The sequence below is a fragment of the Nocardia asteroides genome (assembly GCF_021183625.1).
In the GTDB taxonomy this organism is placed as follows: Bacteria; Actinomycetota; Actinomycetes; order Mycobacteriales; family Mycobacteriaceae; genus Nocardia; species Nocardia asteroides_A.
In genome coordinates this window covers 3,023,521-3,034,949 of the sequence record NZ_CP089214.1, presented here as the reverse complement: position 1 = coordinate 3,034,949, position 11,429 = coordinate 3,023,521, and the positions used below count along the sequence as shown (strand labels likewise).

The following is an 11,429-nucleotide window of genomic DNA, read 5'->3' as shown; positions in this document are numbered from 1 at the left end:
GCCGCAGCTCGTGTGCCGCTTTCCGCACTTCATCGATGCCATCGGGTAGTAGCGATTTGCCCTCTCACCGACCGCGGTCCCGTCGGTCGCTCCCCGCGTTCGCGCACGTCGACCACTCGGCTGCGGCGGATGGCCTATGACATGCATCACAGTGATCTTTACGAAATCTGGACGCGCGGTTCGGTTTCCCCCCGCTTAACATGCCCTATGGGATACGTCCGTTTCGGGCGTCGTTCACTCCGGGTCCGACCTGGGGTGAACGTCTAGTCGGGGTGTATCCCTGTTCCGATCACCCAGACCGGGGCGTTGCGCCGAAATAACAGTCGGTTACATGACGGCAACAAAGGGGCGACAAACTGAGCTGGGCCTGAGAGGACCACGTGCAGTCTCGATGGTCGAGCTGCCTGTTCGAACCTGATGAGGGGAAGTATGAGCGAGAACCGCATCATCGGTCTGCGCCGCGGTGCCCGCGTAGCAGGCGTCGGAGCTGCCGCGGCCGTTGCCATGGGCCTGCTTTCGACCGGCGCCGCCAACGCCGACACCTTTGTGCCGTTGCCGGACGGCCAGAAGCTGGGCCCGGGCGTCACCCTGACCCGCACCGCCGAGACCGCGATCGTGTCGCCGTCGCTGTCGGCCAACGGCGCAGGCCGGACGGTCTGGGTGTCGGGTACCACCACCGCCGATGTCACCGTCACCCCCGAGGGCGAGGTGGGCCCGTTCAACGGTCCCGCCGGCGAGCCGGGCTCCAACAACTCCTCGACGCACGGTACGTCGCAGGTCAACACCGGCTACATCGTCGGCTGCCAGGTCTCCATCGCCGACGACGCCATCTCGGCGGGGCTCTCGGCCGGTATCGACCTGGAGTCGGGTTCCCTCGGCGGTTCGATCGGCCTCGACCTCGGCCCCGGTGAGGTCAAGTTCGTGCAGATCGAAGCGAAGGACATCCTGAAGCCGGGTGTGTACTCGGTCGAGTACCAGGATGTGGAGATCGAGATCCAGGGCTGCGCGGGCTACGCGCAGGCCCGCGCCTACAGCGTCGTCGAGATCATCGGCGACAACTACTCGAAGACCAGCCTGTATGGCCTGCCGTTCAGCATCGGCTGATCTCGCACTCTTTCCTGACCTTCTTCTCGCTGACGCGAATACGACCCTCGAGGGGTAACACACATGATCAACCGTAAGAACTGGGCGCGGGTGGCAGGCGTAGGCGCCGCCGCCACGGTCGCCATGGGCCTGTTCTCCACCGGCGCCGCCAACGCCGACACCTTCGTCGCCCTGCCGGGTGGCACCATCACCAAGACGCTCTCCGACGGCACCGTGGTGACGGTCAGCCTGGTCGGCGAGTCGGCCAACATCAGCCCGTCGCTCGGCTCCACCCCGGTGCACCGCAACGCGTGGGTCTCCGGCTCCGCGCAGGTGTCGATCGCCGGTGGCGAGGACGTCGGCGGCAAGATCTACCCGGGCTACGTGGTGGGCTGCCAGGTGAACATCGCCGGCGGCGGTGTCGAGGGCGGCGTCTCCGGCAGCCTCGCGAGTGACGGCGAGGGCGGCGCCACCGGTAGCGTCGGCGCCGAGAGCGGCGGCAGCCTGTCGCTCGGCCCCGGCCAGGCCACCTCGTTCTACGTTCTCGATATCGAGAAGCCGGACGACTACGGCGACGAGGACCACTCGACCAGCAACTCGTTCAAGGGCAACGACGGCTCGGTGACCTGGGCCGACACCACCATCGGGCTGAGCGGCTGCGGCGGCTACGCCCAGGCGCGCGCCTTCGTGCGGGTCAAGGTGGAGACCGAGAACGTGCATTCGGTCGTCACCCTGTGGGGTCAGCCCTTCAGCATCGGCTGATCGCACTCCGATCCTCGTGATCACCGGCGGGTCCGTCGCTTCGGCGACGGGCCCGCCTTCGCGTTCCCCGGCTTTGACAAGGCAATCAATGGAACACCACCGTGAGCGCGCTGCTCAGTGAAGCCGCGGCTACCGCGGTGGCGTGACCGGTGTCCATGGCGACCAGCACCACCCGCTCCGCGCTCCTGCCATCCCCCGCCGCCGAGACCAGCACCACGGCGGCGTCGGTGGCGAGGGTGCGCGGCGGGCGGTCGGATTCCCGGCCCGCACCGTCACTCGCCGCGCCGATGACATCCACCCGGTCACCCGCCCGCAGGATGTCGGCGACCGCCGAATTGGCGAGCCGCAGCGGCACGATCCTGGCATCGGGGGAACCGGTCGCGACCCCGGCCAGCCGGGGATTCACGGTGCGGACATCGGTGAAGACCTCGCTGGCCCGCATGGCACCGGTGAGGGTGGCACCCAGGAGGTCGGCGGAGTCGCGCACCACGCCATCCGGCAGCGTGCCCAATGGGTGCGCGGCGGCGCGCAGGTCGGTGTCGGTCAGCAGGCTGCCGGGAGCGATGTCGCGGCTCGCGACCAGGATCTCGGTGCGGGCGGCACCCGGGTCACCCCGGAGGAAGAGCGCCCCCGCGAGCAGCGCCAGCAAACCGGCCAGCAAGCGCCGGGCGAGAATGCCGTCGAGCCAGGGCGGGCGGTTGCGGAACGCGTCGAGCACCCGGCTCTCGGAGCCGAGCGTGGAGCGGCGGAGTGCGGAATCGGTGCGAGGCATGGCCGAAGCCTAGGAGCCGGGCGCCGGTCGGGAACCGGCTCGAACCGGTCCCTGTGGACAACGACGAGGCTGTGCACAACTCGGCCCGGCCGACGCTATCGGCGCCGGCCCGAGACCTACGATCAGCTCGCGACAGCGGTACTCGTGCTCGACGAACCCGAGGAGGAAGACGATGCCGGAGCAGAAGGCGCCGCGGCGGTGCTCGTGCTCGACGACGAATCGGAGCTGGCCGAGCTCGAATCGGCCTTCGCGGGGTCGCTCGCGGTGGTGGAGCCACCCCGGCTGTCGGTGCGGTAGAAGCCGCTGCCCTTGAAGACGATGCCGACGGAGTTGAAGAGCTTGCGCAGCCTGCCGGTGCACTCGGGGCACTCGGTCAGCGAGTCGTCGCTGAAGGACTGGACGATGTCGAACCGATTGTCACACTGGGTGCACGCGTACGAGTAAGTAGGCATCGAGATCCTCCGGGGCTGTGTCGATCTAGCACTCTACCGCCGACACTGCCAACGTTGCCAATCGGTTCCGCATTCCCGGGTCAGGAAGGGCCCCCGGCGGCGCCGAGCGGTGTGAGACCGGCGTTCGGTGTCAAGGCCCATCCCATCCGGCGGTCGTGCGGCTCCTCGGGCAGTGCGGGCACGAGTTCCGCATCCCGGACCACCGCGATGAGCCGGGCCGTTGGCGCCGCCAGATCGAGGGAGCGGTCGTAGTAGCCCGCGCCGCGGCCGAGCCGGACGCCGCGGCGGTCGACGGCGAGGGCGGGGACGAGGATCACATCGGCCGCGGCCAGCGCCGCAGGCGGCAGCACCGGCCCGCCCGGCTCGCGGAGTCCGAAGCGGCGGCGTACCAGGTGCTCGGCACCGGTATAGACGGCCCAGCTCAGCGGCCCCGGCTCGCCGGTGACGGGCAGCAGCACGGTCGCACCGGCCCCGGTCAGCGCGTCGAGCATGCGGAGGTCGCCCGGCTCGCCCCTTACCGGGACGTAGGCGGCCACCGTGGCGGGGCCGGGACCGACCGGCACGGACAGAACTGTGGTTATCGTCTCGGCGAGCGCCAGCGCCTCGGCATCGTGGTTGGCGGTGGAGAGCCGGTTCCGGCCGGCCAGGATGTCAGCGCGCCATGCATGTTTTCCACGCTCACCGGGCATCTCCATGAAGGTCACCATAGGCTCAGCGGAATGGCTGGTCGCCGCAGCGGCGGACCCGCGATGTAATGGATGGATAGGGTAGGCGTATGACAGCTAAGGCCGGACGGTCGGGGAATGGCGGGGTATCGGTTTTCCGCACGGCTGTGGTGCCTGCGGCCGGGCTGGGGACACGCTTCCTGCCCGTGACGAAGACGGTGCCGAAAGAATTGCTGCCGGTGGTCGACACACCGGGGATCGAACTGGTCGCCACGGAGGCCGCGGACTCGGGGGCCGAGCGGCTGGTGATCGTCACCTCACCGGGCAAGGACGGCGTCGTCGCGCACTTCGTCGAGGACCTGGTGCTGGAGGGCACGCTCGCCGCGCGCGGCAAGATGGAGGCGCTGGAGAAGGTGCGCCGGGCGCCGGGGCTGCTCGACGTGACCTCGGTGATCCAGGAGGAGCCGCTCGGCCTCGGCCACGCGGTCGCCCAGGCGGAGGCGGTGCTCGACGACGACGAGGACGCCATCGCCGTGCTGCTCCCGGACGACCTGGTGCTTCCGTCCGGTGTGCTCGACGTGATGAGCCGGGTGCGGCGCAAGCGCGGCGGCTCCGTGCTGTGCGCCATCGACGTGCCGAAGGAGCAGGTCAGTGCCTACGGCGTCTTCGACGTCGAGGTGGTGCCGGACGCGGTCAACCCGAACGTGCTCCGGGTCAACGGGATGGTGGAGAAGCCCGCGCTGGCCGACGCGCCATCCACCTACGCCGCCGCCGGGCGGTACCTGCTGGATCGGGCGATCTTCGACGCGCTGCGCCGGATCGAGCCGGGCGCGGGCGGCGAACTCCAGCTCACCGATGCCATCGCGCTGCTGATCGCGGAGGGACATCCGGTTCATGTCGTCGTACACCGTGGGTCGCGCCACGATTTGGGCAACCCGGGCGGTTATCTTCGAGCAGCGGTCGATTTCGCCCTGGAACGGGAGGAGTACGGCCCGGCCCTTCGGGAGTGGCTGCAGCACCGGCTCGGTCCGGACTGGGATCCCCAGCTGACGACCTACGACTGACGGGCGCGGTCGAATTTCACGGGCGGTGGACACGTCGGGTACGAATGTGTTCGCCGCCCGGCTGTACGCACGCCGGTGCCGATGCGGTAGCGGCGGCGTGCGAGAGGAGCAGGGAAGGGCTGGATGCGCTCGGTTGAGGATCAGCAGATCAAGGTGACCGCGGCCGCGGTCGCGCCGAGGCCGGTCCGGGTCGCGATCTCGGAGGCCCAGGGTCTGCTGTGTGCCGAGGACGTCGTCACCGAACGGCCGCTGCCCGGCTTCGACCAGGCCGCCATCGACGGGTACGCGGTGCGCAGCGTCGACGTCTCGGCGGCCGGCTCCGACATCAGGGACGAAACCGGCGAGCTGGTCGACCTCACCCTCCCGGTGGTCGGCGAGGTGGTGGCCGGTTCCCGGCAGCCGATCCGGCTGCAGCCGAGGCAGAGCGTCCGGGTGGACACCGGGGCGCCGCTGCCGACGCTCGCGGACGCCGTGCTCCCGCTCGACTTCACCGACGGCGGCCGCGCCCGGATCAAGGTCTACGAGCCGGTGCGCTCCGGCGACTACGTGCGCCGCATCGGCGACGACGTGCAGCCCGGCGACGTCGCGGTGCGCGCGGGGACGATCATCGGCCCCGCGCAGGTGGGGCTGCTCGCCGCGGTCGGGCAGGACAAGGTGCTCGTCCATCCGCGGCCGCGGCTCTCGGTGATCTCCATCGGCGGCGAGCTCATCGACATCGATCGCACGCCGGGGCCGGGGCAGGTCTACGACGTGAACTCCTACGCGCTGGCCGCCGCCGCGCGCGACGCGGGCGCCGATGTGAACCGGGTCGGCATCGTCAGCTCCGACCCGCGCAGGCTGCGCGACGTGGTCGAGGGGCAGCTGATGCGCTCCGAGGTGGTGGTGATCGCGGGCGCCGTCGGCGGCTGGGCCTCCGATCAGGTGCGCGAGGCGCTGGACGGGCTCGGCGAGCTGGAGATCGCCAGGGTGGCCATGCATCCCGGCTCGGTGCAGGGCTTCGGCAGGCTGGGCCGGGACGAGGTGCCGACCTTCCTGCTGCCCGCCAACCCGGTGAGCGCGCTGGTCGTCTTCGAGGTGATGGTGCGCCCGCTGATCCGGATCGCGCTCGGTCGCAGGCATCCCATGCGGCGGGTCATCCGGGCGCGGACGATCATGCCGGTCAGCTCCATGACCGGGCGGAAGGGGTACCTGCGCGCGCAGCTCATGCGCGACGAGACCACCGGCGATTACTTGGTGCAGCCGCTCGGCAACGGCACCAACGGCTCGTCGCACCTGCTCGCCACGCTCGCGGAGGCGAACAGCCTGATCGTCGTCGAGCCGGACGACACCGAGATCCGCACCGGTGACGAGGTGCGCGTCGCGTTCCTCTCCCAGCGCGGCTGAGGCGTGCCGGGTATGAGCGTTCTCCGGGGTGCGCAGCATCCGGGATGGCCGGCCAAGATCGGTCCGGTCATGGTCGCCGCCGGTGAGGTGCGGTTGCGGCCGGTGCGGCTGCGGGACGCCGCCTCCTGGAGCCGGATCCGGCTGCGCGACCGCGACCACCTGGAGCCGTGGGAGCCGACCGGCCGCGGCACCTGGGAGGCGCGCAACCACGCCTCGAACTGGCCGTCGCTCTGGTCCGGGTTGAAGGCGGAGGCGCGGCGGGGCGCCATGGTCCCGCTCGCGATCGAGGTGGACGGCGACTTCGCCGGGCAGATCACGGTGGGCAATATCGTGCGCGGGGCGCTGCGCTCGGCCTGGATCGGCTACTGGGTGGCGCGCGACCTGAGCGGGAAGGGCGTGGCCACCGCGGCGCTCGCGCTCGGCCTCGACCACTGCTTCGGGCCGGTGGGGCTGCATCGGGTGGAGGCCACCGTACGGCCGGAGAACCTGGCCAGCCAGGCGGTGCTGCGGCACGCGGGCTTCCGCGAGGAGGGGCTGCTGCGCCGCTACCTCGATGTGGACGGCGCCTGGCGTGATCACCTCCTGGTGGGTATCACGGTCGAAGAGGTCACCGGCACCGTGGTCGACCGGATCGTGCGGGAGGGACGCGCGACACCGCTCTGAGCTGCGGTGTCGCACTGCCGAAGGGGATTCGTCGTTCGGGGGAAAGGAATACGGTGGCTGCACGCGCCGCGGAACTGGTGGAAATGTGACTGCTGTGGCGCAAGTGCACGGCGCGCCTGCTCGTTGTGATCTCTACCCGGAATTAACCTACGGACGTCGGTGGTGCGTCCCGCGCCGTCGGCACGGAGCCTGTGGGGTGCTCGGCCGGCCGATGAGGGGGCGGGCCGAAGTACCTCCGCGGCGGCCGAACCGCCGCCCCGGACGAGGGCCTGCGCGGTCGCTCGGCGGGGTGCGGCCCGGCCGCGGGCCGAGTGGACCAATCCCGGCGGGGACGGAGGTGTTGACGACATGCCGAATTCGATCCTGTGGATCGGGCTCGTCGTGCTGTGGGTCTTCGTTCTCTTCCCCATGCTCGCCAACCGCCACCCGCGCATCCGGCGCACCACCGACGCCGCGCTGGCGACCCGCGTGCTGTACCGGGGCGGCTCGAAACGCCGCCGCAAGAACGGCCCGCACGACACCGACCCCGACTACCGGCCACCCCGACGCACGAGAAGGCTTCCCCAGAGCGATGATGCGGAGGATCGGATGACGACTTCGGCCGACGAGCCCGTCACCGACGACGAACACACCGTCACCGATCCCCGCGCCGAGGAGGATCGGCCCGCGGACACAGAGCTGCCCGATACCGAGGGGGAGACCGCCACCGAGTACGACGCGGACGACGAGTACGACGACGCGGCGGACGCCGACGACCGCACCGACGAGGACGTCGACGACGCGGATGACCAGGCCCCGGAGCCCGCCGCCGAGGCCGCCGAGTACGAGGACGAGCCCTACGAGGACGACGGCGAGTACCAGGACGACGACGCCCCCGAACCCGAAACCGACGAGGACGCCGCCACCCGGGTGAGCGCGCGCATCCCGCCCGCTCCCGCCAAGGCCCCCGCGCGCCTCGATGACGACGACCTCTACGAGGACGAGGAGACCGGCTCCGCCGACGAACAGGACACAGCGGAGCCCGCCGAGCGCACCGACGACGACTTCGTGCCCACCCGCCGCGGCCGCGGCGGCTACGACCCGGAAGCCGACGCCATCGCCCGCGCCGCCCGCTACACCTTCCGGCAGCGCGCCGTGCTCGGCCTCCTGCTCACCGGTCTGCTCTGCGGCGGCCTCGGCCTCGCCGTCGCCCCCGCGCTGTGGTGGGGCACCGGCCTGAGCCTCGTCGTGCTCATCGGCTACCTCGCGTACCTGCGCAAGCAGGTGCGGATGGAGGAGGAGATCCGGCGCCGCCGCTCCGCCCGGCTCGACCGCGGCCGCACCCGGACCGAGGACGAAGACGCCGAGCCCGCGGCCCCGCGCCGCCCGGCCCGCGCCGCCGTCGGCATGGACCGGGACACCGCCCGCACCCTGCGCCGCCGCTCCGTCCTGCTCGAACCGGACGACGAAGCCCCCGACTTCGAACAGCTGGAGACCTTCGACCCGGCCGCCGCCCGCGCCCTCCGCAACCGCACCGAGGACATGCGCCGCGCCGCGGGCGAATAGTCCCCGATCGGGGCCGTGCCGGGCATCGCCCCAGCTCACGGCCCCGATTCGGAGTCTGCGGCGCTGCCCTGATACAGTGTCACAGCGCGGTTCCCAGGAGCCGCACGGGGCTATAGCGCAGTTGGTAGCGCGTCTCGTTCGCATCGAGAAGGTCAGGGGTTCGATTCCCCTTAGCTCCACCACAGAGGTCTTATTCAAACCGGAGACCAAAACAATGCCCGACAGGGTCGGTTCTCCGGACTTGTCCGCCTGATAAGAGGCTTCCGCAATGCGGGGGCCTCTTGTCGTTTCCGGCATCTGCGCCGTGCTCCACAGCCGTTCGGCTTCCTGGAAGTCGTCGAAGGGTGGTTTGAGCGTGCCTGTCTGTATGCCGGTGTCGTCCAGGTAGAGCGCCTGGAAGAAGGTTTCGTTCATGAACCGGCGGGTGTCGTCATCGGCGCGCTGGTAGAGGCTGTAAGGGTTGGCGGCCAGCTCCAGTGCGGTCTTGACGACTTCGACGCCGGTGGCGAGTTCGGCTGTCGTGCCGACCATGCGGGAGCGGGCGCTTTCGCGGTCGATCTCGATCTTGCGCAGCCGGGCCTTGATTTTGGCTTGGGGCAGCTCGCCTTCGGTGGCCAGATCGAGCAGGCGTTCTTCCTTGACGTCCAGCTCCTTGAGCCGTCGGTTGAGCTGGGCGTGCATGGCGCGGACGCTGCCTTGGCGGTCGGTAACCGCATCATCGAGGATCTTGGTGACGTTGGCGATGAACTCCGGCTCCAGCTGGAGGGCGCGGTAGTGGTCGAGCACTGCGGCCTCGACGAGTTCGACGGGCAGGAACGGCAGGTCGCAGGTTCCCTCCTTGCGCATACGACAGAAGAAGTACTGGTAGGTGCCACCCCGGCCTTTGGCTTCGGTGTAGATGAGCCGCGCGGTGCGGTCGTGCTTGGCGCAGCGGTCGCAGAATAGGCCACCCTTGAGGTAGTGGTAGTACACCCGGTCACGGCTCCCGCTGCCGCTGCGGGAGGCCATCACCTCCTGCACGCGATAGAACAGCTCCGGGTCGATGAGGGCTTCGTGGCGCCCCTGGTAGACCTCGCCCTGGTAGGTGACGTAGCCGATGTAGTACGGGTCTTTGAGCATGCGGTGCAGCCACTTGAAGGTGACGGGCCGTTCGGGCCAGCGCCGGTTTGCGCGGGCGGTCAAGCCGAGGTCGGCCATCGTGGCTTCCAGGCGTTCCAGCGTGTAGTCGCCGGTGGCGTACAGCTCGAACGCCTTGACGACGAGCGGCGCGCGCTTCTCGTCCACGTCGACGGTGTTGATCTTCTTTCCGTCGAGTTCGATGCTGACGTTCAGGTAGCCGAGCCGGGCTTGCCCCAGTGTGCCGCCGTTGATCGCCTTCTGGCGCATCTTGGTGGAGATGTCGAGGCCTTGCAGGGTGTTCTGCAGGCCGTTCATGATGTCGATCATTCCTTCCATCGCCACCGCCTGCGGGCCCTCGCCGAAGTCCTCCTTCGCCGACACGAGCCGGACGCCGAGCTTCTGAAGCTGGATCTGGAGCACGGCAGCGTCGAAGTGGTTGCGGAAGGCACGCGAGCGCATGTAGACGATCAGATAGTCGATGTCCGGGGTCGCGTGGAGGTACTCCATGATTTCCCGGATGATCGGCCGTTTGTCGATCGTCTTGCCGGAGTAGCCGGGCTCGATGAACTCCTTGACCACGTCGGCATTGAGCTTTTCGGCCTTGGCGTCGTTGTGGTCGCGCTGGGTAGCAATCGACAGGCCGTCTTCTTCAAGATCGGTGGCGGTATGGGTCTGCCGCTCAGTCGAGACGCGCAGCAGCGATACCGCCCGGCCCCGTCGGCCGGGGTCGGTAGCCGATCGAGAGAAGCCGAGCAGCAGATCGGCGGAAGTACGTCGGTTGGTCGTCATGCGCAGATCTCCGCTCGTTGGGGGGTGGGGGCGGGGAAGCGTGTGTACGGGCGTGTACGGCAGGCGTGGGCATGCTGGCGGCCACTGTTGATCGGCAGTCTGAGGATCTTGAGCCGTACCTTCATGGCTGCCAGCGAGACGCGACAGGCGGCGGCGAGCGCTTCTGGAGTGCGCAGGCCGTCACCCCAAAGCTGGTAGATGGCGCGCTTGCTCATCAGCAGGCATCCAGCGAAGTGATCGCAGACCCGCTCGATTTCCTGCTGGGTGAGGTTGCGGTAGCTGGACTGATGGGGCCAATCGAGGATGTGCTTGAGCTCGTGGCACAAGGTGAAGCGCTGCCGGGCTTCGGATTCGGTGGCGTCCAGCCAGACGATCCACCGGCCGCCGGTATAGCGGCTGGCTCCTGAGTGGGTGCTGTCGCCGCATTCGGAAGGGTCGGCCCGAACGATATCGATCCGGGTCAGGGCTCGGATGCCGTCTTCCCGGACGGAGTGGCTCCCCCATGCTGACGTGAGGCGGTTGGCTTGGTGCTCGGCGATGGTGATCGCCTCGCGGTAGGTGACGGCTCGCCGCGGGAGCATCCGCCGCAGTGCAGTCAACGTTGGTGAGTTCTGGGGTCGGTTCATAGAAGCCTCCTTCCGGGTGGCATTAAAAAATATTGGTGCTAAAGAGAGAAATCGGGGGCTGATCAGTCGCAGCCTATTGCGGGTTGCCGTGCTCATGACTCGTCTGGATTCGCTCCTCTTCGGTGCGTTGGACAAAGTTCTCAATCTTGGCGATGTCGCCCTCGGTCAGGTAGCGGTGCTTGGTGCGGAAGTAGGTTGGCAGGCTCGGAAGTGGCTGGGAAGTCGTCTTCCAGTGGGCTTCGTAGAAATCTTCCACATCGACGTCGAGCGCGTCGGCGAGCCTTTCCAATGTGGCTGGCTTGACATTCGACAGTGTGCCCACTTCGATTCTGCGGATGTTCGTTCTTTCGATGCCCGTCCGCTCTTGAAGGGCATAGTAAGTCAGGCCGCGTTCTTCGCGAAGCTTCTTGAGGAGCTCACCGAGTGGTGTCGATTCTGGGTCTCTATCGTCGGTGGGTAAGTCGTTCATTTCTGCTTTGCTCCTTTTCCCAATTTTCTCCCTTTTG

General features: G+C 68.8%; 12 protein-coding genes, 1 tRNA gene and 1 pseudogene. 8 read left to right on the top strand and 6 right to left on the bottom strand.

The window, feature by feature from the left end; translation table 11 throughout:
• The first annotated feature begins 429 nt into the window (after nt 1-429).
• Together LTT61_RS14660 and LTT61_RS14655 are read left to right on the top strand one after the other, a co-directional pair.
• Complete coding sequence (locus LTT61_RS14660; RefSeq protein ID WP_233020513.1) at nt 430-1,104, top strand: MspA family porin; 675 nt, start codon at nt 430-432, stop codon at nt 1,102-1,104.
• A 63-nt stretch (nt 1,105-1,167) separates the two neighbouring features.
• The gene (locus LTT61_RS14655) at nt 1,168-1,845 is read left to right on the top strand and encodes an MspA family porin (RefSeq protein WP_233020512.1); all 678 of its coding nucleotides are present in this window, start codon (nt 1,168-1,170) and stop codon (nt 1,843-1,845) included.
• Between the two features lie 85 nt (nt 1,846-1,930).
• Here the strand turns inward: LTT61_RS14655 and LTT61_RS14650 are convergent, their stop codons facing one another.
• From LTT61_RS14650 to LTT61_RS14640, 3 genes are all read right to left on the bottom strand, one after another.
• Nucleotides 1,931-2,617: an SAF domain-containing protein gene (locus LTT61_RS14650; RefSeq protein ID WP_233020511.1), complete on the bottom strand. Its 687-nt coding sequence runs from the start codon at nt 2,615-2,617 to the stop codon at nt 1,931-1,933.
• Between the two features lie 122 nt (nt 2,618-2,739).
• Nucleotides 2,740-3,069, bottom strand: a complete 330-nt coding sequence (locus LTT61_RS14645) for an FmdB family zinc ribbon protein (RefSeq protein ID WP_233020510.1) — start codon at nt 3,067-3,069, stop codon at nt 2,740-2,742.
• An 80-nt stretch (nt 3,070-3,149) separates the two neighbouring features.
• Nucleotides 3,150-3,764, bottom strand: coding sequence for a 5-formyltetrahydrofolate cyclo-ligase (locus tag LTT61_RS14640; RefSeq protein WP_233020509.1), 615 nt, complete (start codon nt 3,762-3,764; stop codon nt 3,150-3,152).
• 80 nt (nt 3,765-3,844) lie between these two features.
• Here LTT61_RS14640 and LTT61_RS14635 point away from each other — a divergent pair, with 80 nt between their 5' ends.
• The 6 genes from LTT61_RS14635 (at nt 3,845) to LTT61_RS14610 (ending at nt 9,334) form a co-directional block, all read left to right on the top strand.
• Nucleotides 3,845-4,798: a UTP--glucose-1-phosphate uridylyltransferase gene (locus LTT61_RS14635; protein WP_233020508.1), complete on the top strand. Its 954-nt coding sequence runs from the start codon at nt 3,845-3,847 to the stop codon at nt 4,796-4,798.
• A 123-nt stretch (nt 4,799-4,921) separates the two neighbouring features.
• Entirely contained in the window at nt 4,922-6,181 is a 1,260-nt protein-coding gene (gene glp / locus LTT61_RS14630; protein WP_233020507.1) for a gephyrin-like molybdotransferase Glp, read from the top strand.
• A 12-nt stretch (nt 6,182-6,193) separates the two neighbouring features.
• Nucleotides 6,194-6,844 carry a GNAT family N-acetyltransferase gene (locus tag LTT61_RS14625; protein ID WP_233020506.1) on the top strand — a complete coding sequence of 217 codons (651 nt, stop codon included), beginning with the start codon at nt 6,194-6,196 and terminating at the stop codon, nt 6,842-6,844.
• Nucleotides 6,845-7,192: 348 nt separating this feature from the next.
• Nucleotides 7,193-8,389, top strand: coding sequence for a gephyrin-like molybdotransferase receptor GlpR (gene glpR, locus LTT61_RS14620; protein ID WP_233020505.1), 1,197 nt, complete (start codon nt 7,193-7,195; stop codon nt 8,387-8,389).
• A 106-nt stretch (nt 8,390-8,495) separates the two neighbouring features.
• Nucleotides 8,496-8,571, top strand: a tRNA-Ala gene (locus LTT61_RS14615).
• A gap of 409 nt (nt 8,572-8,980) precedes the next feature.
• Nucleotides 8,981-9,334 (top strand): hypothetical protein, encoded by a 354-nt coding sequence (locus LTT61_RS14610; protein WP_233020504.1) that lies wholly within the window; start codon nt 8,981-8,983, stop codon nt 9,332-9,334.
• Nucleotides 9,335-9,445: 111 nt separating this feature from the next.
• Here LTT61_RS14610 and LTT61_RS14605 read toward each other — a convergent pair.
• The 3 genes and pseudogenes from LTT61_RS14605 to LTT61_RS14600 form a co-directional block, all read right to left on the bottom strand.
• Nucleotides 9,446-10,297, bottom strand: a pseudogene (locus LTT61_RS14605) (recombinase family protein); the annotation flags it as partial.
• Entirely contained in the window at nt 10,294-10,878 is a 585-nt protein-coding gene (locus LTT61_RS32960; protein WP_420094814.1) for an ImmA/IrrE family metallo-endopeptidase, read from the bottom strand. The gene LTT61_RS32960 and the pseudogene LTT61_RS14605, both read right to left, overlap by 4 nt.
• A 118-nt stretch (nt 10,879-10,996) precedes the next feature.
• Entirely contained in the window at nt 10,997-11,392 is a 396-nt protein-coding gene (locus tag LTT61_RS14600; RefSeq protein WP_233020503.1) for a helix-turn-helix domain-containing protein, read from the bottom strand.
• Between the last annotated feature and the right edge of the window lie 37 nt (nt 11,393-11,429).

Coding starts and splice junctions, on each gene's coding strand:
- LTT61_RS14660 (WP_233020513.1), top strand. CDS start 430: ATGAGCGAGAACCGCATCATCGGTCTGCGCCGCGGTGCCCGCGTAGCA.
- LTT61_RS14655 (WP_233020512.1), top strand. CDS start 1,168: ATGATCAACCGTAAGAACTGGGCGCGGGTGGCAGGCGTAGGCGCCGCC.
- LTT61_RS14650 (WP_233020511.1), bottom strand. CDS start 2,617: ATGCCTCGCACCGATTCCGCACTCCGCCGCTCCACGCTCGGCTCCGAG.
- LTT61_RS14645 (WP_233020510.1), bottom strand. CDS start 3,069: ATGCCTACTTACTCGTACGCGTGCACCCAGTGTGACAATCGGTTCGAC.
- LTT61_RS14640 (WP_233020509.1), bottom strand. CDS start 3,764: ATGGAGATGCCCGGTGAGCGTGGAAAACATGCATGGCGCGCTGACATC.
- LTT61_RS14635 (WP_233020508.1), top strand. CDS start 3,845: ATGACAGCTAAGGCCGGACGGTCGGGGAATGGCGGGGTATCGGTTTTC.
- glp (WP_233020507.1), top strand. CDS start 4,922: ATGCGCTCGGTTGAGGATCAGCAGATCAAGGTGACCGCGGCCGCGGTC.
- LTT61_RS14625 (WP_233020506.1), top strand. CDS start 6,194: ATGAGCGTTCTCCGGGGTGCGCAGCATCCGGGATGGCCGGCCAAGATC.
- glpR (WP_233020505.1), top strand. CDS start 7,193: ATGCCGAATTCGATCCTGTGGATCGGGCTCGTCGTGCTGTGGGTCTTC.
- LTT61_RS32960 (WP_420094814.1), bottom strand. CDS start 10,878: ATGCTCCCGCGGCGAGCCGTCACCTACCGCGAGGCGATCACCATCGCC.
- LTT61_RS14600 (WP_233020503.1), bottom strand. CDS start 11,392: ATGAACGACTTACCCACCGACGATAGAGACCCAGAATCGACACCACTC.